This window comes from Colwellia sp. RSH04 (assembly GCF_003545765.1).
Classification (GTDB): domain Bacteria; phylum Pseudomonadota; class Gammaproteobacteria; order Enterobacterales; family Alteromonadaceae; genus Colwellia.
This window is the reverse complement of record NZ_QXIO01000008.1, coordinates 135,310-159,765: the sequence shown is the minus strand read 5'-3', so window position 1 is coordinate 159,765 and position 24,456 is coordinate 135,310. Positions and strand designations below refer to the sequence as shown.

Here is a 24,456-nt window from a genome sequence, read left to right as displayed (position 1 = left end):
GATTTAGAGAGTGTAAGCTATGAGTTACAGTTAGCGGATGGTATTTGATTAATAGCCAACTTTTTACCGGTATTTTACTGCGGTATGAATAAAAACCACAGCTGCAAACTTTACGTTTACGTAAACTTCATGTAAGGTGAATTCATTATAGCTTTATTTAATGATAACCACGGCAAGACAATGAATACGAAAGTTAATCAAACAAAATACTCAATAAGTGAATTGTCAAAAGAATTCGACATAACAACACGAAGTATACGTTTTTATGAAGACCAAGGTCTATTGCATCCTAGCCGCAAAGGTCAAACACGAATTTATAACCAAAGAGATAGAGTTAGGCTAAAGTTAATTCTACGCGGTAAACGCTTAGGTTTTTCGCTTGCTGAAACAGGAAGGCTTTTCGAACTTTATGACGCGGATAAAACCAGTGTTACTCAGTTATCTACGATGATGAAATTGATTGCACAAAAGAAAAATGATTTAAAGCAACAACTTGAAGATATAAATGCCGTTCTTCTAGAGCTTAACGATCTAGAAAGTAATTGCCAAAACACATTAGCTAAAATAACTGCTGACCAAAATTAAGGACACCCCATATGATTTCACAATTCAGCTCACTCAACTTTAATTTAGGCGAAACCGTCGAAATGATTCGTGACACTGTTAACGCCTTTGCTCGAGATGAAATTGCACCACGTGCCGCGCAAATAGATATAGACAATGAATTTCCTGCTGACTTATGGCGTAAATTTGGTGATCTAGGTCTGCTAGGAATGACTGTCGATGAGCAATACGGTGGTTCGAATTTAGGCTACTTAGAACATATGGTTGCCATGCAAGAAATTTCGCGTGCATCAGCTTCGGTGGGTTTAAGTTACGGTGCCATGTCTAACCTTTGTTTAAATCAGTTAAACAAAAATGGTTCTCATGAACAAAAAGCAAAGTATTTACCTAAACTATGTACTGGTGAGCATATTGGTGCCTTAGCGATGAGTGAACCTAATGCAGGCTCTGATGTCGTTAGCATGAAGTTACGTGCAGACAAACAAGGTGATAAATACATTTTAAATGGTAATAAAATGTGGATCACTAACGGGCCTGATGCAAATGTTTATGTTATTTATGCCAAAACAGATACCTCAGCAGGCTCTAAAGGCATCACTGCTTTTATCGTTGAACGCGATTTCCCAGGTTTTTCTCGTCATCAAAAACTCGATAAGTTAGGTATGCGTGGTTCTAACACCTGTGAGCTCGTGTTTGAAAACTGTGAAGTACCTGCTGAAAATATTTTAGGTGAAGAAGGTAAAGGTGTTCGTGTTCTAATGTCTGGCCTAGATTATGAACGTTTAGTTCTAACTGGCGGCCCTCTAGGTATTATGGATGCTTGTATGGATCTTGTTGTGCCATATATTCATGACAGAAAACAGTTCGGTCAATCTATTGGTGAATTCCAGCTTATCCAAGGGAAAATAGCTGATATGTATACGCAAATGAATGCGGCAAAAGCATACGCGTATATGTGCGCACAAGCTGCTGATCGCGGTGAAACAACCCGTAAAGATGCTGCAGGTGTTATCTTATATTCTGCCGAACTTGCAACCAAAATGTCTTTAGATGCAATTCAATTACTCGGCGGTAATGGTTATATCAATGAGTTCCCTGCTGGTCGCTTATTACGTGATGCTAAGTTGTATGAAATTGGTGCAGGAACATCTGAAATTCGCCGTATGTTAATTGGTCGCGAACTATTTAACGAATCGAACTAATCATACAGAGAGCTATATTTTTCTAAAATTAATATAGCTCTTCACCAACTTGCTATTCCTATATAAAGGTCTTTATTGTGGCTAAAATAATTTCTAAAATTAATACTCGCAGCCAAGATTTCATTGATAATGCTGCACATATGCAAAGCCAAGTTGATGACTTGCGCGAAAAATTAAGTGATGTTAAACAAGGTGGTGGCGATAGAAGCCGTAAACGTCACACCGATCGAGGTAAATTATTACCTCGCGATAGAGTGAATGCATTACTCGATAATGGCTCACCTTTTCTTGAGTTTTCACAACTAGCTGCCTATAAAGTTTACGAAGACAATGTACCTTGTGCTGGTATTATTACTGGTATAGGACGTGTTGGTGGTCAAGAGTGTGTCATTGTTGCTAATGATGCCACTGTTAAGGGTGGTACTTATTACCCATTGACGGTTAAAAAACATATTCGAGCACAAACCATTGCTCAAGAAAATAACCTGCCTTGTATTTATCTTGTCGACTCAGGTGGAGCAAACTTACCTAATCAAGATGATGTTTTTCCTGATAAAGAGCATTTTGGCCGTATTTTCTTTAATCAAGCCAATATGTCTGCGCAAAATATTCCACAAATTGCGGTTGTCATGGGCTCATGTACTGCTGGTGGCGCCTATGTACCTGCTATGGCAGATGAGTCAATCATTGTTAAAGAACAAGGAACAATTTTCTTAGCAGGCCCACCACTGGTTAAAGCTGCAACAGGTGAAGTGGTTAGTGCCGAAGATCTAGGTGGCGCTGATGTTCACTGTAGAACTTCTGGGGTTACTGATCACTATGCTCAAAACGATCACCATGCACTAGAGATTGCTCGTAGTGCTGTGAGTAACTTGAACCGCGAAAAGCCTCTGTCTATTAAATTCGAAGCAGTTAGCGAACCTGCATACGATAGCAGTGAAATTTATGGCATTATTCCTAAAGACACTCGCCAACCTTACGATGTGAGAGAAATTATCGCTCGTATTGTAGACGGCAGTCATTTTGATGAATTTAAAGCACTTTATGGCAACACCTTAGTATGTGGTTTTGCCCATATTTATGGTTACCCTGTTGGTATTGTTGCCAATAACGGTGTGCTATTTGGTGAATCAGCTGAGAAAGGGGCTCATTTCATACAACTTTGTGCTCAACGCAAAATTCCACTGGTCTTTTTACAAAACATTACTGGTTTCATGGTAGGCAAACAGTATGAATCAGGTGGTATAGCAAAGCATGGCGCTAAAATGGTAACTGCTGTAGCTACCGCACAAGTACCTAAATTTACCATTTTAATAGGCGGAAGTTTTGGCGCGGGTAACTACGGCATGTGTGGTAGAGCGTATGATCCGCGCTTTTTGTTTATGTGGCCTAATTCTCGTATCTCTGTTATGGGAGGTGAACAAGCAGCTGGAGTAATGGCACAAGTAACTCGAGATAAGAAAGAGAAACTTGGCGAAAGCTGGAGTGAAGAAGAAGAACAACAGTTTAAAAAGCCAATTATGGATAATTATGAGCATCAAGGACATCCTTATTATGCTTCAGCTCGTCTTTGGGATGATGGCATTATTGACCCTGCCGACACTAGGCAAGTATTAGGTCTAGCCATTTCTGCATCACTTAATAAGCCAATTGAAGATACCAAGTTTGGTATCTTTAGAATGTAGGTGCCCCATGACTAGTCAACAAAACAACAAAGTGCTATTAAAAATTGATTCTCAAGGTGTTGCTACTGTAACTTTAAACAACAGTGAAAAACACAACGCCTTTGATGATGAAATTATCAAACAATTAACCAAAACCTTTGAGGCACTTTCCAGTAGAGATGATATTAGAGTTATGGTTCTCGCTTCTGAAGGCAAAAGTTTTAGTGCTGGTGCAGACCTTAGCTGGATGAAACGCATGGCGGGCTATTCTTATGAAGATAACTTAAAAGATGCCAACGCCTTAGCAAATATGCTTAAAGCCTTAAACTTTTTACCTATGCCAACCATTGCTAAAATTCAAGGAGCTGCTTTTGGCGGCGCCGTTGGTCTTGCAAGTTGCTGTGATATTGTTATTGCCAGTTCTAAAGCAAGTTTTTGTTTAAGTGAAGTCAAATTAGGTCTCATCCCTGCAACTATTAGTCCGTATGTTGTATCAGCAATAGGCTTGAAAGCCGCTAGACGATACTTTCAAACAGCAGAGCGATTTTTTGCCGATAAAGCATCGCAGTTAGGTTTAGTTGATGAAGTTGTAGAACCAGAATCACTAGCAAACGAAGTTGATAAAATGATTGCTACCCTGTTAGCTAATGGTCCTCAAGCGATGCAACAAGCTAAACAATTAGCTTTTGATGTAGCTTATAAAGAAATCAATCAAACGCTACTAACTGATACTAGTGAAAGAATTGCCAACATTAGAGTCTCTGATGAAGGTCAAGAAGGGCTTAACGCTTTTTTTGAAAAGCGCGCTGCAAATTGGCACCTTGGCACTCATGATAAAAGGAATACATAAATGTTCAGTAAAATATTAATTGCCAACCGTGGCGAAATTGCTTGTCGTATTATTAAAACTGCAAAAGAAATGGGTGTATTAACAGTTGCTGTTTATTCAGATGCCGATCAAGATGCATTGCACGTACATATGGCTGATGAAGCGGTATATTTAGGCCCGTCTCCATCAAGAGAAAGTTATCTTGTTGGCGAAAAGGTTATTGAAGCCGCTAAAATGACAGGCGCTCAAGCAATACACCCCGGTTATGGCTTTTTGTCAGAAAATGCTGATTTCTGTCGAGCTTGCGCTCAAGAAAATATCACTTTCATTGGACCACCCGTTGCTGCAATTGAAGCGATGGGTTCAAAGTCAGCTGCAAAATCCATCATGGAAAATGCCAATGTACCATTAGTTCCTGGTTACCATGGTAACGACCAATCGCCTGAGATTATCAAAGCTGCTGCTGATGATATGGGCTACCCGGTATTATTAAAAGCAACTGCCGGTGGTGGTGGTAAAGGCATGCGCCAAGTATGGAGTGAAGCAGAATTCAACGAAGGCTTAGCCGCCGCTAAACGTGAAGCTATGTCTTCATTTGGTGATGACACTATGCTCGTTGAAAAATATCTAACCCAACCTCGCCATGTTGAAATTCAAGTTTTTTGTGATAATCATCAAAATGCCGTCTACTTATTTGAACGTGATTGTTCAGTTCAACGCAGACACCAAAAAGTGATAGAAGAAGCACCTGCATTTAAAATGAGTGAATCATTACGTGCGCAAATGGGTGAAGCAGCAATAAAATCTGCTCAAGCTATCGGTTATCAAGGCGCAGGGACGGTAGAGTTTCTGCTTGATGTTGACGGTTCTTTCTATTTCATGGAAATGAATACTCGTTTACAAGTTGAGCACCCTGTCACTGAATTAATCTGTGGACAAGACTTAGTTGAATGGCAATTACGTGTTGCTGCAAATGAACAATTACCTAAAAAACAAAACGAATTAATCTTAAACGGTCATGCCTTTGAAGCGAGAATTTACGCTGAAGATGCTAATAACGATTTTTTACCTGCTACAGGGAAATTAGCGTTGTTAAAAACCCCTATCGAAAGCAAACATGTGCGAATAGATACTGGGGTTAGACAAGGCGATGAAGTCAGTGTTTTTTATGATCCTATGATAGCTAAACTTATCGTATGGGATGAAAACCGCGAAAAGGCATTACAACGGTTAGCAAAAGCATTAAGTGAATATCGTATTAATGGCGTAACCACGAATATTGATTTTCTTTACAATTTAGCTACCTCTAAGCCTTTCATAGATGAAGATATTGATACTGGCTTTATCGAAAAAAATAATGATTTAATTTTTCATAAAAACAGCCAATCTCTGGCAAATGAGCTGCCCATCGCAGCCCTGTATCTAGTGCTATCTTTACAGAAAAAAGCGAGTGAAGCAGCAAACTTAACGACAGATCCTAACTCGCCTTGGCATTTAACTAATGCATGGCGACTCAATGAAGCTCACCTGCATCAATTAACCTTATCCCATCATGATATTGAGTACGATGTTACTGTTGAACAAAAAAGGCAAGGTAGTGATAGTTACTATTTAATTAACATCAGCAATCATGACGAAGTTTTACAAACGGTTGATTGCCAAGGCGATATTTTTAATGATGTCATCACAGTTAATATAAATGGTCATCGTAGCCAAGCAACAGTATCACATGTCGAAAATAGCTTAAGTATTTACCGAGAAAATGGTGTCTTTAGCTTCACCCACATACTACCTGATTGTGGTAACCATGATTCACAAGACGACAATGGTGGTTTAACCGCCCCGATGAATGGCACTATGGTAAGCATATTGGTGGCCAAAGGCGATAAAGTCGAAAAAGATCAAGCCTTAGTGATAATGGAAGCAATGAAAATGGAGCACACCATTAAAGCGCCAAGTAACGGTACTGTAAATGAGGTGTTTTTCTCTGCTGGTGACATGGTTGATGGTGGTTCAGAATTATTAGCGTTCACTGCAACTGAGGACGCATAATGACACAGAACCATTTTCCAACCTTACCTAACCGAGTAAAAATAGTTGAAGTAGGTCCGCGCGATGGTCTACAAAATGAAAGTATGCCTGTTAGTGCTAAAGATAAGGTAGCGTTAATTGAAAAGCTTGCTCAAGCAGGTGTTAATTACATAGAAAGTGGAAGTTTTGTCTCCCCAAAATGGGTACCTCAAATGGCAACTTCCAGCGAAGTGTTCCAAACAGTTAACCGTAACCCTTTGGTAACTTATGCTGCATTAACACCAAACATGAAAGGCTTTGAAGCTGCAATGGCAGTTAATGCCGATGAAGTGGCTATTTTTGGCGCGGCATCTGAAAGCTTCAGTCAAAAAAATATCAATTGCTCTATTGATGAAAGCCTTGAGCGCTTCCAACCTATAATGGACGCGGCAAACAAAGCAAATATAAAAGTGAGAGGCTATGTTTCTTGTGTGCTAGGTTGTCCTTATGAAGGAGACATTTCAGCGGAGCAAGTTGCTGATGTAGCAGAAAAATTATTCAAAATGGGTTGTTATGAAATATCTCTGGGCGACACCGTTGGCGTTGGTAATCCTGCTAGTGTAACTGAAATGATACGCGCTGTTAGCACCCGAGTGCCAACAGAAAAACTCGCCGTTCACTTCCATGACACCTATGGCCAAGCGTTAACAAACATTTACGCCGCATTACAAGCTGGTATTACCGTTATCGATAGTGCTATTGCAGGCTTAGGCGGCTGTCCTTATGCTAAGGGGGCATCAGGTAATGTCGCCACAGAAGATGTGGTGTACTTATTAAACGGATTGAATATTGAAACTGGCATTGATTTTAACCTCTTACTTGAAGCAGGTTGGTCAATAAGTGAAAAACTCAAAAAAACACCCGTATCAAAGGTTTCTAACGCCTATTTTGCTAAAGCACAATAGCAAAATGTAATTAAGCAGTTCATATACTGCTTTTACAGTAAAACGAAAAATCACACTGTTAGCGATATCATCGATTAACAGTATCAATAGCTTTAACGAGGAGAGTAATATGGCCGGATTTGACAAAGTAGTGTCAAGCTATGAAGAAGCCATGGCAGGTTTATCAGACAATATGACTGTAATTTCTGGTGGCTTTGGGCTATGTGGCATTGCAGAAAATTTAATTAATGAAATCAAGAAAAAAGGTACAAAAGGCCTTACTTTTGTTTCAAATAATTGCGGCGTTGATGACTTTGGTTTAGGTATTTTATTACCTAATCGTCAAATAAAAAAAATAGTCGCCTCATATGTTGGCGAAAACGCTGAGTTTGAGCGACAAATGATGGCAGGAGAACTTGAAGTAGAATTAACCCCTCAAGGAACCTTAGCAGAAAAAATGCGCGCTGGCGGAGCTGGTATACCAGCCTTCTTTACTGCAACAGGCTTTGGTACCCCCGTTGCTCAAGGAAAGGAAGAAAGACAATTTAACGGTCGCGATTACATTCTAGAGGAATCGATTACTGGTGATTTCGCCATTGTTAAAGCGTGGAAAGCGGATAGATACGGTAATTTAGTTTTTAGAAAGACTGCCCGTAACTTCAACCCGCTTGCTGCGACAGCAGGTAAAATTACCGTTGTTGAAGTCGAAGAGATTGTAGAGCCAGGAGAGTTAGACCCAGATCAAATTCACACCCCCGGTATATATGTTGATCGCTTAATACAAGGTACGTTTGAAAAACGTATAGAGCAGCGTACCGTAAGACCAAGTGAAGCAGAGGCATAGGAGATTAAAATGGCTTTATCAAGAGAACAAATTGCACAACGCGTTGCTCAAGAACTTCAAGATGGATATTACGTTAATCTAGGTATAGGTATTCCTACCTTAGTGGCTAACTATGTACCACAAGGTATGGAAGTGATGCTGCAATCAGAAAACGGTTTACTTGGCATGGGGCAATTCCCTACAGAAGAGGAAATTGATGCTGACTTAATTAATGCAGGTAAACAAACAGTTACCATGGCAACTGGGGCTTCTATTTTTGATTCAGCAGAATCATTTGCAATGATCCGTGGTGGGCATGTAGATTTAACGGTACTTGGTGCATTTGAAGTTGATGTAAATGGCAATATTGCCTCTTATATGATCCCTGGAAAACTCATTAAAGGCATGGGTGGTGCTATGGATTTAGTGGCTGGTGCAGATAACATTATAGTTACCATGACCCACGCTTCAAAGCATGGTGTATCAAAGCTATTAACTGAGTGCTCTTTACCTCTAACCGGCAAAGGTTGTATTAAAAAGGTATTAACTGATCTTGCCTTTATTGAAATTAAAGAAGGTAAATTCCACTTGTTAGAAAGAGCACCAGGGGTATCTGTTGAAGAAATTAAAAACTTAACGGAAGGTGAATTAGTGGTTTCTGGCGATATTCCAGAAATGACCTTTTAATGACTTAAAAGCAAAATCGCCCAAACAGACAAGTAAATAATGTCAGTTGGGCGATTTGTAAAAACCCAACATTCTGGTCAACCTGTTACAGTAAACCATATGACAAATCAGTAACTTGTATACAATTAACCCGCTCTACCACAAGATAAACTTCAATATACAATAGACAAAACAAGCGTTAACCCTTGTCATACTTGCATTTTCTTCTGTTCTTGGTGATAATTAAAATTGACAAAGAAAAGGCAAAACCTGTGAAAGCGGGCGACGCAAAACCACCGGCCTAAAGTAATATAGATTATGTTTAGCATAATTTGTAATACCATGGTAGCGGAGTTACCACGTTCAAGGTACATCCCGTGGTTTTTTCTTTTATTAACTCAAGTATTTAAAAAGGTTACTAAAATGAAAAAATTATTAATAGCTTCTACTATCACTGTTTTAACTTTAACGTCTGCTGTAACGACGCCACAGGCACAAGCTGCTAACATTGCTCAAAGCATATGTGAGTACGTTGCTGCCGATGACAAGAAACGCATGCGTTCATTTTTAAAGACGAATAAATTAAAAATTCGTCGTATCTTCGATGGTATTCAGTGTAATGGTAAGAACTTATTAGAGTTTGCTGCGGCTTCTGGGTCTGTTAAAACTGGTTCTTTGATGATTTCTAAATTACCAAAGAAAGTAGTTTCAGCCAATTTAGCTTCAATACAAACTGGATCGCAACCATTGATTGATGCTGCTAACGCTCGCGTTAGTAGTTAATTATTTTCAAATAGGCACACTACTTACTCTTATTTTATAATAGTGAAAGTTAGAAGGTTTACTTGTTAATAATTCAATGTCATTTAAAAAAGCCAGCTTATGCTGGCTTTTTTTATTCCTCACTGAAACTAGAATAGTTTCTAAAAACATCATACACTTACGTTATAGCTATTGTCTTGTATAGCTTGTCTTTTTCGTGATACCTATTTAAAAAAGTTCATTTTATGACGAACAAACGCAATTATCTTGATAGTAAAAATGCACTTGTATTAACAGGCGGTGGCGCTAGAGCGGCGTATCAAGTCGGTGTGTTAAGTGCAATAGCTAAATTTGTTCCCAGAAATCATGGTATCCCCTTTCCCATTCTCTGTGGTACATCAGCTGGAGCAATTAATTCGACAGCACTAGCCTGTTATGCCTCTTGTTATCACTTAGGTGTAAAAAAACTCGAATGGGTATGGAAAAACTTTAATATTGAAAGCATTTATCATTGTCAGGCATCTAAAATAGTTAGTCATATTAGTTTGGGAATGCTCGCTAGCTTTCAGGCTGATTACGCCAACAAAAAACCCAGAAGTTTATTAAATAATGCGCCTTTAAGGCTATTACTCAACAAAATGCTAGATTTTCAGCGCATTGATAATAATATTTTAAGGGGCTATTTATCTGCTGTTTCTGTAACCGCGTCAAGTTACAGTAATGGCGACTCAATTAGCTTTTATCAATCTGTTGATAGCATTAAACCTTGGCATAGAGTAAAAAGGCGCGGAGAAGCAACCCAACTAAATACTGAGCACTTAATGGCATCCTCTGCTATTCCGATGGTTTTTCCTTCAGTTAAAATTAAAAACCAACATTTTGGCGATGGCTCAGTCCACCAGTTATCTCCTCTTAGTCCTGCGATTCATTTAGGTGCTAAACGAATTTTTGTCATCGGTGTAGAACAGCCCAAAGAGCCACTTTTTGGTAGTGAAAATAACCCTCACCCGCCAAGCTCTGCAACAATTGCTGGCCACTTATTAGACTCTATTTTTGCCGACACTATGCACAGTGATTTAGAAAGAATGAAACGTATAAATAATACATTAACGTTAATTCCTGAGGAAGTGAGAAATAACAATGATGGCTTACAACATATAGACAGCTTTGTACTGAACCCCAGTCATGATTTTAATGCAATTGCTGCCTCTTTTTATCAAGACTTACCTATGTCAGTAAAATTATTACTAAGAAGTGTTGGTATAGGCAATGATGCTGAATCAAGTATCGTTAGTTACTTACTTTTTGATAAAAACTTCTGTAGTGAATTAATCAAACTAGGCTTCAATGATGCCATGGCTAAAGAAAAAGAAATACGAGACTTTCTTTTTCTTTAGGGGCGGCTATTAATGGCCTTCTTGTAAAAAGCGCTCTGCCCTCTCTACCCGTCTAGGTTTACCGCGTAAAATCAATGTATCTTGAGGTAATAACTCCATCCCTATATCAGGGAATTCATATTCAGTTTCTTCTCTTCTTAGAGAGATAATAAAAACTCGTCGACTTTCTAAATCTAATGATTGCAGTGTTTTTCCGCACGCGTATGAATCATCAGTTAAAATAATGGCGTGAGCAAACTCTATCTTATCAATACCTGAAGAGCTCATATCAGTATGTTCACCCTGAAAAAAACCATGTAAATGGTTGTAATGATTCTTACGCTCTTTTTGAACTCTTCTCATAATTCGAGAAAACGGTACGCCAGATAACGAAAGTACTTGGGATACTAACATTAAACTTCCTTCTAGGCTTTCAGGTACAACTTCGTTGGCACCGGCACTTTGTAAAACACTGAGCTGATCATCATTACGTGTTCTTACTAAGATGGGTACAGATTCAGACATAGAACGAACTTTTTGTATTACCTCTACCGATTGCTTGTCTTCACCAAAAGCAATCACAACTAACTTTGCCTCAGTAAGATAAGCCGCATTAAGTATTTCCGTTTTGCGAGACGAACCAAACAGAACATTTTCACCGGCATCACGCGCTTTACGTGTTCGTAATGGGTCAATATCAATAGCAACAAAATCTATGCCTTCTTGCTTTAAGAAACGGCTTACCGTTTGACCGATACGGCCAAAGCCACAAATAATCACATGATCGCTCAACGTTTTATTTTCTGGTAGCGACTCTAAATCATGTTCATCAATGACTTTTTCCTGACTCAAAAACAATGACCAAGATCTTGCGTTGTCAATCATATAAGGCGTAATTGCCATACTCAGCACCCCTGCACCTAAGAGCATAGATGTTACATTTACAGGAATGATTTCGCTTTGGTTAGCTAAAGCAATTAATACGAAACCAAACTCCCCCATTTGCGCGAGCATAAGCCCAGATGCCCAAGCATCTTTTTTTGACTCTCCTGCTTTTACAGCCAGTAATTTTATAATAATAACTTTGACCAACATGAAACTAACCATCAGCGCAAGCAAGGAGAATGGAGATGACAATAACAAGCTAACATCTAACTTCATGCCAACAGTGATAAAGAATAAACCTAATAAAATATCTCGATACGGCCTAATATCAGCCTCTAGTTGATATTTATATTCACTTTCACCAAGCATCATACCTGCTAAAAATGCACCTAACGCCATTGACAAACCAAACCACTGAGTTAATGCAGAAGCCAGTAAAGTCACTAATAAAGTTGTTAAAACAAATAGTTCATCGGTTCTAACTTGTGCAATAACATTAAAAACCCTCGGTAATAACCATTTACCTATCATCATTAACAAGACAACAACAACAACACCTTTAATCATTGCAACCAATAATGCTAATAACATAGAGCTTTCGCTCCCTTGCGCTAACATCGGAATAATAATAAGTAATGGCACAACAGCTACGTCTTGAAACAATAAAACAGCCACTGATAATTGGCCTGATTTACGATTCATCGCTCCCGTTTCACTCAATTGACGAATAACGATTGCTGTTGAAGAAAGCGCTAAAATACCACCAATAACAAATGCGGCACTTAAACTTAAACCAAAAAATAGTGAGGCAATTAAGAATATTAACAACGAAATACCAACCTGCATACTTCCCACAGAAAGTACTAGGTGCCTCATGGCGATAAGCCTAGGTAAGGAAAACTCTAAACCTAAAGTAAAGAGTAAAAATACAATGCCTAACTCTGCAAAGTGATCGTAATCAACTTGTTCTTGAGCAATATTCAATCCGTGCTGACCTACCAACATACCTGCAACAAGGTAGGCTAAAATAGCGGGTAACTTTAAGCGACGAAATAACCATACAACAATCACTGCACTTGCGAGAATAGCTAGAATTTCAATATGTCCAGTCACGTAACATCCTTAAAAGATCACATCGATAAAATAATGTTTATAGGCGGCAATTCTTTGCCGCTAGTGAGAACAAAACATTTCATGTTGACGACGTTGTAAAAATTAATTGTCAATTTACTGACAAAACTCAAATTTTATTATTATTAATACTGACAATAATAGAATGATTAATCAATAAGTTAAAATAAGTTAACCTTATAACCGCTAAGCATCGCTTAACAGCATATCACCTTTAACTATATGGCACACAGATTGCTTAATAGGTAGATGGTAACGAATACACTGTAAGCGATGTAAGTGAGGTTATAATATGCAAACATTAAATGTACTTGATAATAGATTTTCACCTTTTAATACTTTTAGTACTTTATCAGCAGATACTTTAACTGCTGATGCTCTTGCCGCTCAAAATTTCGTTGATAGTAAAAAGTTAACCAAACGCAGTACATTATTAATTATTGAACAACTACAAACGACACTAGATTTAGAAGAGTTGTTAACGCTTTTTGCTCAAGAAGTCGCACGATACTTTGACTTCTCAGGATTATATTTCAAATGCCCGTCTTTAAGTAAAACACTAAGAGGCAGCAGAAAAGCAAAACAAGAGCGTCAGTTTCAATTAAAAGTAAACGATGACTATATCGGCACGCTTACTTATAGTATAAACGCGCCTATCAGCATTGCTAGCTTTAAAATCCTTGAACAATTACACCAGTGTTTATTACACCCGTTAAAAAATGCTATTGCTTACCATCAAGCAATGCAACTGGCGATGCAAGACGCATTAACAGGTTTAGGTAATAGACGCTACTTTAATGAGCAACTAAAGCGTGCTATGCATAATGCCAACAGACATCACAGCCTAGTCGGGTTAGTAGTTGGAGATTTAAATAAATTTAAGGCAATTAATGATAACTTTGGCCACCCTGCAGGTGATAAAGTGTTAATTGAATTTGCTAATGTGCTTAAAACTTGTATCCGAGATTCAGATAGTTTATTTCGCTTTGGTGGCGATGAGTTTGCCATTATTGTTGAAAATGCTAATGACAGCGCGTTAAATATAATTGAACAAAGAGTATTGCAAGCTTTACCTGAAAATGTGCTACTTGCTCAATACAAGCTAGGTTGTAGCCTAGGTAGTACTTTTATGAATAGAGCCGATGATGAACACAGCTTCTTCGAGCGTGCAGATCAAGCGTTATATAGAAAGAAAATAAATCAAACTCAAAGACTTTCTGTGGTATAGCACTGATTATTTAGTCTTTATACTTTACCAACAAGTGTAGAAAAAGCGCGTTTTCGCTCATCGGGGGTACTTCCTACAAGTAGCCGACAAAATCGTACTGCATGGGAAAAACATTGCTGAATAGTTAACCGTTTTCCATTTATCTTTCCCTTCTCTTCTAAAGATAAATGATGAAATACCGCTCTGAAAAAGGACTTTTCTAAAAAAAAAGCTTTGGCGTAATGTGAAATAGCGTCTTCAACACTTGGGTAGAATACTCCATCAAATTGAAATTGAGTTAAACTAATGGCAGGTTCAATAACAAGGCCCTTAATAACTAACGGCCAACCTTGATAATTGACCCTAGATTTAGCAACCTCATACATAAACCAAGCACTTCGTTGAAAACCGGCAAAATTACCCTCTTCAAATTGGCTTTCAGCTAATGACTGTTGCGTCCAATTTATACCTATAGCAAGGTCTTTTCGATAATGCTGAATTAAGAATTGTTTAACATGTTCTTTTACTTGCCAAATACTATCAACTTTACATTGAGTCGCCACTCGAAAACATTCATTACAGCTAGGTATAGATAATCGTACATGAGGGCAATTAAAAGTAAGGTGTAAATCCTCATCTAGCTCATGACTACTTTTAATGGGTGGAAAAACAAATAACGTTGAGTAGGGTTCACCGCAAAACCAACAAAGATGCCTTTTATCAAAAGGGGTTTCACACTGTTCAACGTTATCTTTACTTGATGTATTCATAACGATAGTACACTAACTAAATGCTAACGCTTCTTTTTAATTTTACTGTTATATTTACTATTAGTACGCATAGCTTTATTTTTTTGGTGTGCTTTCTTTTTATCACTTTTTTTGGCGATAGCCTGATTCTTTTCTTGTGTTGCACGATACCTATTTTTACTTTCACGCTTTAAGGTTTTTTCTTGATATTCAAGCGCTTCATTGCGGTTAAATTCATAACCAGGAACAATTATACGCTCAAATTTTCGGTTAAGTAATTCTTCTATATTGCCTAAGAATTTTTCATCTTTTGGACTAACTAACGAGATAGCAGTACCTGACTTTCCAGCTCGACCTGTTCGGCCAACCCTATGTACATAGTCTTCGGCTAAAAAGGGAAGATGAAAGTTAACCACGTAGGCTAAATTATCAATATCTAAACCTCGAGCTGCTACATCCGTGGCAACAAGTACCCTAACACTACCTGCAACAAATTGCTCTAACGCTTTGTTTCTAGCGCCTTGCGCTTTATCACCATGACATAATGCCACTTTAATGCCATCAAGCTTTAACTCTTTAGCAAGAATATTGGCACTTTCTTTGGTACCTGCAAACACTAAAACTTGTTGCCAATTATTTACCCCGATAAGCTCAGAGAGTAACTCACGTTTTCTTGCTTCACTTACCCAATAAACTGCTTGTTTAACTTTACCCGAGGTACTATTTTCTTTCGCAACACTCACTGTTTTAGGTGTCATTAAGAGTTGATTAGCTAACGATTTAACTTTTTCAGAAAAAGTTGCCGAAAACATTAAGGTTTGATGCTTGTGTTTAATAGACATCATTAGTTTTTCGATATCAGATAAAAAGCCCATATCTAGCATTCGATCTGCTTCATCTAATACTAAAAACTTCACTTGGCTAAGGTTGACATTCCTTAAGGCAACATGTTCTAACAAACGGCCAGGTGTTGCTACCAAGATATCTACCCCCTGTTTTAAAGTGTTTCCTTGTGACGCCATTTTACCACCACCATAGATTGCGGCACATTTTACAGGTAAGAATTCGCTATATGTTTTAATATTCTCAGCGACTTGAATTGCCAGTTCTCGTGTTGGCGTTAAGATTAATGCTCGAATATTATGCTCTGTGTTGTGCTCAGAGCTTTGTGTTGAACTGTCAGTTTTTTTTATTTTTTCACTGACAATACTGTCAATAATGGGCAATGAAAATGCCGCTGTTTTACCTGTGCCTGTTTGAGCACTAGCCAATAAGTCATGACCTTTTCGAATTAAAGGGATAGCTTTTTGCTGGATTGGAGTTAAGTTTTTATAACCGCACGCTTTAACCGCTTTTAATAAATCAGCCGATAAACCAATTGCATCAACACTCATATATCCTCCAAGGACAATACTAACCACTAAAATAAGGGTGCGGATTATAATACAAAGTGTGACAAAAAGCAGAATTATCCTTTACACTTTTTAAGAACCTTTCAGGTCTTGAAATAATAAAGGCCACCTAAGTGACCTTTATTATTGAATAAGCATACTAAAAACAATTCACAAGTACATAAAACGCATTAATGAGTAACATTAATCTTTTCTAGCATGTTTGAAGTATCCAAACTTGAATCAGGACCCATCCTAAAATCAAGTTGAACAAGCTGGTCTTTGTGATAGGAATCACTAGGCTCATATTTCCATTGACGTAGAGCAACCTTAGCCACTTTATCAAACACACCTTTGGGTAACGCTTTAACGACACTAACATTTTTAACATTGCCGTCAGCATTAATATCAAACTTTAACACTACAGCACCTTCAGTACCTTCTTTTGCTGCTTTAGTAGGATATTTCGGCTCAATCCTTATGACAGGATACGCCTCTTTTTTTATACCACCCTTTAAGTCTGACTTTTCTTTGCCAATACTTCCAGCAACACTAACAGCTGACAGAAGTGAAATCGATAAAACAGACACTATGGCTAGTGTTGTACTGCTACTTTTTGTAACTGTTTTTATGTGCTTTAAACGTTCAAACATAATTTTTTTATCTCCATATTCATTAAATGATAGCTTAGCAAAACTTAATGGTGGCGTAGTTTCTGCCGTCACAAGTAATGCTTTGCTATAAGTAACCCTGCTCTCTGTTTGTTTGCGCGCCAAAACAGTTTGATCACAGGAGAGTTCTTGATCTCGACGAAAGCGAAAGTAGCTCAGCCAAACCAAGGGATGAAACCAAAATAGCGTAATAAAACTAAACGCTAGTAAGTTCCAATAAATGTCATTGCGATCAAAATGACAAATTTCATGTTGCAAAATTAATTGCTGCTGTTCTATTGAATAAATTTCTTCAAAATCTTCTGGAATAACAAGCTTTTGTTTTAGTAACCCCACAAGCATTGGGCTATAGACATGACTGCTACGGTATAAAATAAGTCCTTTAGGAAAACAGACGTTTTCAATGCCTTTGGATACTTTTGTTAAAAATAGGTTGTTATTAAATTTAATATGACTTAGGCAAGCAAACACGATTAAGCAAGCACTAATACCTAGCCATACAGCGCCAAACAAGTCAGTATAATTAATCTGTTGTAATGCGACTTTAGGTAAAATGATATATTGGCTGTATAAGCTTTGTTCGCTATTAACTCTAATAAAATTATCAAAAGGAATATTAAAAAGTAATAATGCTAGTGGTATAGTTGCCCATAATGCATAGGTGCCGTTAGCACCGAGTTTTTTAAGCAATTGGTTGTGAGTTAATAGTGCAACCGTTAACAAGACGGTAAGTGGGTATAGCTGTAAAGCAAGAAAATCAATCATTCTCCTTCTCCCATTGAGAAATAATTTCTTTTAATTGCGATATATCTTCTTTTTTTAACTCTTGGTTTTTGGCAAAACCCGCAATAAGTGGAGATACTCGCCCGCTGAATAGTCTTTCGATTAAGCTTTTACTTTCGTATTGGGTATAAGCCTCTTTCTCTAGCAAAGGGTAATACAGGTACTTGCGTTTTTCTTTTTGAAAGCCCACCGCCTCTTTCTTAACTAAACGATTAAGCAATGTTTTAACGGTTTTATCATGCCAAGGTTTTATTATATTTAAGGTAGCAATAAGATCATTTGCGCTGGCAGGATACTTTTCCCAAAGCGCATTTAACACTTCATATTCAGCTTTACTAATGTCTTTCATTTTTGTTCTCGCATCTTAATTTCTTAGTAAAAAATATTCACCAATGATTACAAATGTAATCATTGGTGAATAGAATTACACTTGTAATCTATAATGTCAAATATCTTTTTTAAACTTTAAAGATGCGCATTCCCTGTATTAATGTTTATAATTAAATCATAATAATTCACTATTTATGTTCCCTTGTTTGTTTTAAGGATCCTGCTTGATAAAAAGAAAATTTTTAATTTTTATACAATTCACTTTTCTATTTACTTCTAATTGTTTGGCTGAACAAGGTGTTAGCTCTACAACAATAAAGCTAGGAATGTCTAATGCATTAACAGGCCCTGCATCACAATTGGGAAAAGAATTACACAAAGGCTCTAAAGTTTATTTTGATAAAATCAATAGAAATGGGGGAATATCAGGTAGAAAAATTGACTTAATAAGCCTTGATGATGGCTATGAACCCTTAAAGACTATAGCCAACACTCACCAATTAATTGCCCAAGAAGTGTTTGCCTTATTTGGTTATGTAGGAACACCAACCTCTCACGCAATCCTTTCTATTCTTAAACAAAAGAACACCTTATTTTTAATGCCGTTCACCGGTGCTGATTTTTTAAGAACACCTGAACATAAGAATATCTTTAATTTAAGAGCCAGCTACCAACAAGAAGCAAAGTTACAACTTGATTTTTTAATTAAGGAAAAGGGATTTAAAAAGATAGCACTGGTCATTCAAGCGGATCAATTTGGTTTAGCTGCGGAAAAGTTTTTTTTACACTACATGAAGGAGTTTAATCTTACTCCTACGGTAACAAGTAGGTATCGAAGAAATAGTGATGATATCTCTCAGGTGCTTTCAACGATAAAACCTAAAGACCTTGATGCGGTTATTTTCGTTGGTACGTACCAACCTTTAGCTAAATTAATTAACCTTGGTTTCGAACAAGGCTTTACTCCTTTTTATACTACGTTGTCATTTATTTCTAGTGCCGATTTGTACAGTCGATTAAAATATAAAAGTCGAGTGATGGTTTCAGAAGTAATGCCAGAGCCAACTCGTTGTTCTTGGAAAATTTGCTATCAGTTTATCGCTGATATGAAAAAAGCGGGAATTACTCAACCTAATAGAGTTCAATTAGAGGGGTACCTTAATGCTTATATTTTTTCAGAAGTTGCTAAGAAATGCCAAGCGATGTTAACCAAAACATGCTTTATCAATCAATTTGAGCAACTATCACTTAGAGATAAAACGATCCCTTTACAATATTCAAATCAAAACCATCAAGGCCTTCAACAACTGTACCGGTCGTTCAGTATTGGCGCATCAAAAGAAAAGAGCTAACTTTTAGTTTTTTCTTTGCTTATTGACCACGTTTCAAATACAGCTGCACTGACAACTAAACAACCGCCTATTATTGAAATTACACTAACTCTTTCTTGTAGTAACATAAAGGCTAAAATACTACCGTATAATGGCTGTAAACAAGAAATCAAACCTGCAGTTGTTGCAGATAAATGACGCAAACTTGATGCAAATAAGGCATGTGGTGTCGCGGTAAAAACGATGCCAACAAGTAGTATCAATAACCAATCATTATCACTGACTTGTGATACAGGCACTTCAACAAACATACATAACATCACAAAGGCAACTAACGTTTGATAGAGCATAGTGTGAGGGCCTGAATAATGAGAAAAGTAATTTTTATGAACGATATTCCTTAAAGCAAAAAATACAGCTGATACTATACCCGTAAGAATACCTAGCGTAGTTTCATTGCCTAAACTTACCTCAGGTATCAATAAGAAAATCCCTAATACAACAACAACGGCGATAAAAATATCTTTTACTTTAGGTTTTTGCTTACTAAATAAAGGCTCTAAAAAAACAGTAATTACAGGGTAAGTAAAAAATGAAATTATACCTATCGTTACACCTGCCATTTGCATACTAGCAAAATAAGTCACCCAGTGAATGCCTACAACCACACCTAGAAGTATTGCCACGGCATACTCTTTTTGACTCGCCAAGGTAAGTTTTTTTCGCTGTACTAGCAGTAAAGCCAGTAATGTTAAAAAGGCAACAGCAACCCGATATACGGTTATATCAAGTGCTGGTAATTGAATTAACTTTGAAAAAAGTGCCGTACCACCAAAAAGTAATACCGCTGAATGTAAATAAAATAAACTTTGCTGCTGAGCTTTCATAAAAATAGCTTAATATAAGGTAATAAATAGATTGGCAGGGTAAATCGTTAATCTAAATCACTGATCGCCCAAGTGACGATATGATCTTCAAAATCATCTAGGCTAACTTCATCATCTTTAACTATTTTCCCTCTGACTGACATACCAGCTTTATGCATTTCAGCCTTCTTACCTTTATGTAATAAAGGGTGCCATGATGGAAGGCCTCGACCCTCTTGTATACGACGATAAGAGCAACTTGGCGGCATAAAAAACACCCCCTCAATATTATCTTGAGTAAGTCTGACACAATCAGGAACAAGCTTAGTTCGTTGCTCATATTTAGTACACTGACAAGTTTTTTCGTTCAATAAGTAACAAGCAATATTTGAATAATATAGGCTTTCACCTTGTTGAATATGATCTGTCGGTAACAATGACACTTCATTATCGGCTTTATCATCATCAATAAAGGTATGTAAACAACATTTAGCACAGCCATCACATAACGATTCCCATTCTTCACGGCTCATTTCAGGTAACGTTTTCGTCTGCCAAAATGGCTCTACTTTTGATCTACTAATAGGCTTTTTATTTTTCTTCTTTGTCATGCTGCTTTCTATTTAATTGGAGGAAACTTGATACGATCAGATAAATGGCCTACTGAACTTACAAAGTAGTATGATAAGTTCCAATGCATTAAGCTCTTATAATTGTTGTAAGCTAAATAAACTCGACCATTTTCATCGTCAGGAAAAACCAGTGCCGCTTTAATATCAACAGAAGGTAAATTGGTTCCATCACTTCTTCTAACGCCAAGAGCTTGCCACTCAGCAAGAGGTTTTTCAGTTTTCGCCCAAGCCTTTAACCAGTTTTTTCTACTACCAGTATTTTTAGGAATAGCGAGAGTGTTATCAAACCCTTCAGGTAGCTTAACTTGGCGTCCCCATGTTAATTCATCGCTCCAACCTTCTTTTTGCAAGTAATTTGCCATTGAAGCAAACACATCGGCTTGATTAGTCCAAATATCTTTCTTACCATCGCCATCACCGTCCACAGCATAAGCTAAAAAAGAGGTGGGCATAAACTGGTTTTGCCCCATAGCACCAGCCCAAGAACCTTTCATTTTATCAATACTGATATGCCCTTCATCTAAGATTGTTAATGCAGCAAAAAGTTGCTTTTTAAAGAAAGTTTCCCGGCGACCTTCATAAGCTAACGTAGTTAATGCAGAGATAACATTATAGTTACCCATTATTTTTCCAAAGTTGGTTTCAAGCCCCCATAAAGCAACAATGAATCTAGGTTGAACATTGTACTGCTCGCTAACTTGCGTCAATAGCTCATAATGTTTTTTATATAATGTTCGCGCCTTTTCAATCTTCCAGTTAGGGACACGCTTTGGTAGGTAAGTATCTAACGTTTCTACTTTTTCAGGTTGACTTCTATCAGCTTTAACTGCACGTTTATGAAACTTAACTTTAGAAAAACTACTATCGACTAATGCTCGATCATAACCTAGTTCAAGGGCTTCTTTTTTTAATAAGCCGACGTATTGTGCAAAGCCTTCATCGGTTAACACTTTTTTCTCTGTCGCAGCCTGCACATGACTATTAACAGTAAATAAAGTCAGTAGAGAGAAAGAAATACAAGCTATTTTCTTGATCATGTTATTCAGCTCCTTGCTCTTTTTCAGCCGTCATTGCTGCTTTATGTTCTTTTAATAAATCTTCCGTTGGAGGTGGTAATTGAAGATAAAAACCATGTTCATCTAGGCTTTCTTTAACTTTATTAATGTCTGCCATGCCAAGTTTATCTTTAGTAGCCAAATTAACAATAGTAACTAATACGGGGGTTCCAAACGTTTTCATTAACGCTTCAGGTACAGCGCTGAAATCATCACGTTTTTTTATAAATAAATACGTTTGTTGTTTTTTGGGGCTTTTATAAATTGCACATAGCATAATGGAGACCTATAGATAATTTAAACAAGAGTTAACTAAGAGAATAATATCGAGCATATATCGCCTAAAAACAATATATCATGAGCTAAGAGCGATGTTCAGTGATTTATTGTTAACAATTCACTAAATTATTTCGCATTGAATGTTACTAAGTCTTATTTAGCAGCAATACCAACGGCTTTATTGAAAATTATTCGCTGAAAATTGCAGTAATTCATCACCTAGCACCTTGTTACGCCAGCCAGACAATAAATCAATATCACCTTTATTCAGTTCATCGTTTGAAAGTTTGAAATGCCATGTCAAAAACTGATTAATTTGTTTCTTTGAAGCGAGGTTTTCTACAGGAATCTCTTTTGTTTTCGATACTTTTGCCACAAACTGCTTAACACTTTTGAAAATTTGTTTATAACCTGGGTACTCGTCTAAACGCTTCACTTTTGCAGGGTAATTCTGTTCGCTTTCTTGTTCAGCTTTTTTTAGCACGTCAAGCATCGCTTTGCCTTTGTGGCGAATATCTAATTGCTCAGGTCCTTCCAACTGAAACATTGCAGCGGTACTTGAAGGGTTGTATTGCGCTAATGCCATGATGGTATGATCTTTAGCAATAAAGCCAATAGGTAAATCACGTTTTTGGGCTTGCTGATAACGCCAAATAGTTAAGTATTTAAGTCGGTTAAGCTGTACAGGGTTTAATCGCCACGCTAACTTAACAGAACGATATAGAGTGCTTTCTTCAACGGGAGTGAATTTTTTCTCAATTAACGCTTGTGACTCTTCTTGAGCATAATCAAGAAAACCTACTTGCTTTGTTTCAGCAAGCAAAGTTGGAAATAACGCATGAAGGTGTTCTACATCAGCACTTGCATACACAAGTTGTCGTTGACTTAATGGTCTTTTTGTCCAATCAGTTCTTGATTCTGACTTATCTAACTCAATATCAAGGTAATGTTTAACCATAGCAGCATAACCGATTGACAAGCCATGACCTAAAAATGACATCATGATTTGTGTATCAATCAAATTTTCAGGCTTACAGTGTCCTGCTGTCATAAAAACTTCAAGATCTTCTGAACATGCATGTAGCACTTTAAGAATATTTGGGTCAGTTAATAACTGCCAAAAAGGGGTTAAATCAGTTACCGCGATAGGATCAATTAACGCAAGCTCTTTACCGTTAGACACTTGCAATAAGCCTAACTTTGCATAAAGGGTTCTGGTTCTAACAAACTCAGTATCAATTGCTAACATGCTTGCTTGTGATAATGTGTCACAAAGCTGTTCTAAATCTTTCTGGTTATCAATATATTGATAGGTCATACCATTTACTTCTTTATTTTCTATACCACTATTTATGACGACGTCGAGTACTTAATTTTTGACGTTGCTGATGCTTTTTAACCGAACGACGTATTCTGCGGCTTTTCGCATTATCCATCGCTTTTTCATCAACTTTCACTTTACTTTGCGTTTCAGGCTTTAACTGCACTAACTTACGGTAATAGTTAACCTCTTTTAACCCTAGCTCTTTCCAGCCACCTAAAGGTAGTTGTCTTTGCATCTCCATATCGCCATAACGAACACGGATCAAGCGACTAACCTGTACATCTTGACTTTCCCACAAACGACGTACTTCACGGTTCCTTCCTTCTGACAAGACAACATGGAACCAATGGTTTCTGCCCTCACCACCTCGATAAGATATTTTTTGAAAACGCGCGGGACCGTCTTCTAATTTCACCCCAGTTCTTAAGGTTTGTAACATCGCTTCATTGATTTCACCAAAAACACGCACTGCGTATTCACGCTCAACTTTTTGCGACGGGTGCATTAATCGATTGGCTAGCTCACCATCAGTGGTAAATAACAACATTCCAGAGGTATTAATATCTAAACGTCCAACCGCAACCCAGCGCCCTGTTTCTAATGGAGGTAAACGATCAAATACCGTTGGTCTTCCCTCAGGATCTTTACGGGTACACATTTCACCTTCTGGTTTGTTGTACATCAAAACACGACAAATGGTTTCATCTTGAGCGGTAAGTTTTACTTGATGACCGTCTATACGAATCTGCTCTGTACCATCAACTCTATCGCCTAAATATGCAACCTTACCGTCAATACTAACGCGCCCTTCGCTAATGTATGTTTCCATTTCACGACGAGAGCCTTGTCCAGAGCGTGCTAAGACTTTCTGTAACTTTTCAGAATCTTTCACACTGGCCTTTTGAAAGTTAACTTTGACAGGTTTTGGTTGCTCTTTTTTTGGTTTTTTGCCTTTTACATCTTTACCTTGTTTAGAACCCGC

General features: G+C 37.5%; 23 protein-coding genes and 1 riboswitch. Of the genes, 12 read left to right on the top strand and 11 right to left on the bottom strand.

The features are described from left to right. The first annotated feature begins 180 nt into the window (after positions 1-180). From D1094_RS13955 to D1094_RS13910, 10 genes are all read left to right on the top strand, one after another. On the top strand, positions 181-585 hold the full coding sequence (locus D1094_RS13955; RefSeq protein ID WP_118960727.1) for a MerR family DNA-binding transcriptional regulator: 405 nt from the start codon (positions 181-183) through the stop codon (positions 583-585). Positions 586-596: 11 nt separating this feature from the next. Next, entirely contained in the window at positions 597-1,766 is a 1,170-nt protein-coding gene (locus D1094_RS13950) for an isovaleryl-CoA dehydrogenase (protein WP_118960726.1), read from the top strand. A gap of 77 nt (positions 1,767-1,843) precedes the next feature. Beyond that, positions 1,844-3,451, top strand: a complete 1,608-nt coding sequence (locus D1094_RS13945; protein ID WP_118960725.1) for a carboxyl transferase domain-containing protein — start codon at positions 1,844-1,846, stop codon at positions 3,449-3,451. A gap of 7 nt (positions 3,452-3,458) precedes the next feature. Further along, positions 3,459-4,280: an enoyl-CoA hydratase/isomerase family protein gene (locus tag D1094_RS13940; RefSeq protein WP_118960724.1), complete on the top strand. Its 822-nt coding sequence runs from the start codon at positions 3,459-3,461 to the stop codon at positions 4,278-4,280. After that, positions 4,281-6,311, top strand: coding sequence for an acetyl/propionyl/methylcrotonyl-CoA carboxylase subunit alpha (locus D1094_RS13935; RefSeq protein ID WP_118960723.1), 2,031 nt, complete (start codon positions 4,281-4,283; stop codon positions 6,309-6,311). After that, complete coding sequence (locus D1094_RS13930) at positions 6,311-7,234, top strand: hydroxymethylglutaryl-CoA lyase (RefSeq protein ID WP_118960722.1); 924 nt, start codon at positions 6,311-6,313, stop codon at positions 7,232-7,234. Before D1094_RS13935 ends, D1094_RS13930 begins: the two co-directional genes overlap by 1 nt. A gap of 109 nt (positions 7,235-7,343) precedes the next feature. Then, positions 7,344-8,057, top strand: coding sequence for a CoA transferase subunit A (locus D1094_RS13925; RefSeq protein ID WP_118960721.1), 714 nt, complete (start codon positions 7,344-7,346; stop codon positions 8,055-8,057). A 9-nt stretch (positions 8,058-8,066) separates the two neighbouring features. Next, positions 8,067-8,723 (top strand): 3-oxoacid CoA-transferase subunit B, encoded by a 657-nt coding sequence (locus tag D1094_RS13920; RefSeq protein WP_118960720.1) that lies wholly within the window; start codon positions 8,067-8,069, stop codon positions 8,721-8,723. Between the two features lie 231 nt (positions 8,724-8,954). After that, positions 8,955-9,064, top strand: a riboswitch (cyclic di-GMP riboswitch). Between the two features lie 61 nt (positions 9,065-9,125). Further along, a complete protein-coding gene (locus D1094_RS13915; protein WP_118960719.1) occupies positions 9,126-9,485 on the top strand; it encodes a DUF3718 domain-containing protein in 360 nt (119 codons plus the stop codon). Between the two features lie 224 nt (positions 9,486-9,709). After that, positions 9,710-10,861, top strand: a complete 1,152-nt coding sequence (locus tag D1094_RS13910) for a patatin-like phospholipase family protein (RefSeq protein WP_118960718.1) — start codon at positions 9,710-9,712, stop codon at positions 10,859-10,861. A 9-nt stretch (positions 10,862-10,870) separates the two neighbouring features. Here the strand turns inward: D1094_RS13910 and D1094_RS13905 are convergent, their stop codons facing one another. Beyond that, on the bottom strand, positions 10,871-12,838 hold the full coding sequence (locus tag D1094_RS13905; protein ID WP_118960717.1) for a monovalent cation:proton antiporter family protein: 1,968 nt from the start codon (positions 12,836-12,838) through the stop codon (positions 10,871-10,873). A gap of 310 nt (positions 12,839-13,148) precedes the next feature. Here D1094_RS13905 and D1094_RS13900 point away from each other — a divergent pair, with 310 nt between their 5' ends. Beyond that, a complete protein-coding gene (locus tag D1094_RS13900; protein WP_118960716.1) occupies positions 13,149-14,084 on the top strand; it encodes a GGDEF domain-containing protein in 936 nt (311 codons plus the stop codon). A 17-nt stretch (positions 14,085-14,101) separates the two neighbouring features. Here the strand turns inward: D1094_RS13900 and D1094_RS13895 are convergent, their stop codons facing one another. The 4 genes from D1094_RS13895 to D1094_RS13880 all read right to left on the bottom strand — a co-directional run bounded on the left by D1094_RS13895 (position 14,102) and on the right by D1094_RS13880 (position 18,006). After that, positions 14,102-14,833 carry a hypothetical protein gene (locus D1094_RS13895; RefSeq protein ID WP_118960715.1) on the bottom strand — a complete coding sequence of 244 codons (732 nt, stop codon included), beginning with the start codon at positions 14,831-14,833 and terminating at the stop codon, positions 14,102-14,104. Positions 14,834-14,856: 23 nt separating this feature from the next. Next, positions 14,857-16,206, bottom strand: a complete 1,350-nt coding sequence (locus tag D1094_RS13890) for a DEAD/DEAH box helicase (protein WP_118960714.1) — start codon at positions 16,204-16,206, stop codon at positions 14,857-14,859. Between the two features lie 188 nt (positions 16,207-16,394). Next, positions 16,395-17,639: a TonB family protein gene (locus D1094_RS13885; RefSeq protein WP_118960713.1), complete on the bottom strand. Its 1,245-nt coding sequence runs from the start codon at positions 17,637-17,639 to the stop codon at positions 16,395-16,397. Continuing rightward, positions 17,632-18,006: a BlaI/MecI/CopY family transcriptional regulator gene (locus D1094_RS13880; RefSeq protein ID WP_118960712.1), complete on the bottom strand. Its 375-nt coding sequence runs from the start codon at positions 18,004-18,006 to the stop codon at positions 17,632-17,634. The genes D1094_RS13885 and D1094_RS13880 overlap by 8 nt, the downstream gene beginning before the upstream one ends. 205 nt (positions 18,007-18,211) lie before the next feature. On the opposite strand from D1094_RS13880, the gene D1094_RS13875 reads away from it, so the two are divergent. After that, on the top strand, positions 18,212-19,339 hold the full coding sequence (locus tag D1094_RS13875; RefSeq protein ID WP_147361080.1) for an ABC transporter substrate-binding protein: 1,128 nt from the start codon (positions 18,212-18,214) through the stop codon (positions 19,337-19,339). Here D1094_RS13875 and D1094_RS13870 read toward each other — a convergent pair. The 6 genes from D1094_RS13870 to rluB form a co-directional block, all read right to left on the bottom strand. Beyond that, positions 19,336-20,205, bottom strand: coding sequence for a DMT family transporter (locus tag D1094_RS13870; protein ID WP_118960710.1), 870 nt, complete (start codon positions 20,203-20,205; stop codon positions 19,336-19,338). The genes D1094_RS13875 and D1094_RS13870 overlap by 4 nt on opposite strands. A gap of 47 nt (positions 20,206-20,252) precedes the next feature. Continuing rightward, positions 20,253-20,795: a YcgN family cysteine cluster protein gene (locus D1094_RS13865; protein ID WP_118960709.1), complete on the bottom strand. Its 543-nt coding sequence runs from the start codon at positions 20,793-20,795 to the stop codon at positions 20,253-20,255. Positions 20,796-20,803: 8 nt separating this feature from the next. Next, complete coding sequence (locus D1094_RS13860; protein WP_118960708.1) at positions 20,804-21,853, bottom strand: lytic transglycosylase domain-containing protein; 1,050 nt, start codon at positions 21,851-21,853, stop codon at positions 20,804-20,806. A 1-nt stretch (position 21,854) separates the two neighbouring features. Next, positions 21,855-22,148 (bottom strand): YcgL domain-containing protein, encoded by a 294-nt coding sequence (locus tag D1094_RS13855; protein WP_118960707.1) that lies wholly within the window; start codon positions 22,146-22,148, stop codon positions 21,855-21,857. A gap of 180 nt (positions 22,149-22,328) precedes the next feature. Further along, positions 22,329-23,468, bottom strand: a complete 1,140-nt coding sequence (rnd, locus tag D1094_RS13850) for a ribonuclease D (protein ID WP_118960706.1) — start codon at positions 23,466-23,468, stop codon at positions 22,329-22,331. A 28-nt stretch (positions 23,469-23,496) separates the two neighbouring features. Continuing rightward, the gene (gene rluB, locus D1094_RS13845) at positions 23,497-24,366 is read right to left on the bottom strand and encodes a 23S rRNA pseudouridine(2605) synthase RluB (protein ID WP_182440193.1); all 870 of its coding nucleotides are present in this window, start codon (positions 24,364-24,366) and stop codon (positions 23,497-23,499) included. Positions 24,367-24,456 lie beyond the last annotated feature (90 nt).

Bases quoted from the DNA above. Each gene is read 5' to 3' on its own strand.
- rnd (WP_118960706.1), bottom strand. From the start codon at position 23,468: ATGACCTATCAATATATTGATAACCAGAAAGATTTAGAACAGCTTTGT.
- D1094_RS13910 (WP_118960718.1), top strand. From the start codon at position 9,710: ATGACGAACAAACGCAATTATCTTGATAGTAAAAATGCACTTGTATTA.
- D1094_RS13865 (WP_118960709.1), bottom strand. From the start codon at position 20,795: ATGACAAAGAAGAAAAATAAAAAGCCTATTAGTAGATCAAAAGTAGAG.
- D1094_RS13915 (WP_118960719.1), top strand. From the start codon at position 9,126: ATGAAAAAATTATTAATAGCTTCTACTATCACTGTTTTAACTTTAACG.
- D1094_RS13880 (WP_118960712.1), bottom strand. From the start codon at position 18,006: ATGAAAGACATTAGTAAAGCTGAATATGAAGTGTTAAATGCGCTTTGG.
- D1094_RS13855 (WP_118960707.1), bottom strand. From the start codon at position 22,148: ATGCTATGTGCAATTTATAAAAGCCCCAAAAAACAACAAACGTATTTA.
- D1094_RS13925 (WP_118960721.1), top strand. From the start codon at position 7,344: ATGGCCGGATTTGACAAAGTAGTGTCAAGCTATGAAGAAGCCATGGCA.
- D1094_RS13940 (WP_118960724.1), top strand. From the start codon at position 3,459: ATGACTAGTCAACAAAACAACAAAGTGCTATTAAAAATTGATTCTCAA.
- D1094_RS13860 (WP_118960708.1), bottom strand. From the start codon at position 21,853: ATGATCAAGAAAATAGCTTGTATTTCTTTCTCTCTACTGACTTTATTT.
- D1094_RS13890 (WP_118960714.1), bottom strand. From the start codon at position 16,206: ATGAGTGTTGATGCAATTGGTTTATCGGCTGATTTATTAAAAGCGGTT.
- D1094_RS13870 (WP_118960710.1), bottom strand. From the start codon at position 20,205: ATGAAAGCTCAGCAGCAAAGTTTATTTTATTTACATTCAGCGGTATTA.
- D1094_RS13930 (WP_118960722.1), top strand. From the start codon at position 6,311: ATGACACAGAACCATTTTCCAACCTTACCTAACCGAGTAAAAATAGTT.
- D1094_RS13955 (WP_118960727.1), top strand. From the start codon at position 181: ATGAATACGAAAGTTAATCAAACAAAATACTCAATAAGTGAATTGTCA.
- D1094_RS13900 (WP_118960716.1), top strand. From the start codon at position 13,149: ATGCAAACATTAAATGTACTTGATAATAGATTTTCACCTTTTAATACT.
- D1094_RS13950 (WP_118960726.1), top strand. From the start codon at position 597: ATGATTTCACAATTCAGCTCACTCAACTTTAATTTAGGCGAAACCGTC.
- D1094_RS13895 (WP_118960715.1), bottom strand. From the start codon at position 14,833: ATGAATACATCAAGTAAAGATAACGTTGAACAGTGTGAAACCCCTTTT.
- D1094_RS13920 (WP_118960720.1), top strand. From the start codon at position 8,067: ATGGCTTTATCAAGAGAACAAATTGCACAACGCGTTGCTCAAGAACTT.
- D1094_RS13935 (WP_118960723.1), top strand. From the start codon at position 4,281: ATGTTCAGTAAAATATTAATTGCCAACCGTGGCGAAATTGCTTGTCGT.
- D1094_RS13885 (WP_118960713.1), bottom strand. From the start codon at position 17,639: ATGATTGATTTTCTTGCTTTACAGCTATACCCACTTACCGTCTTGTTA.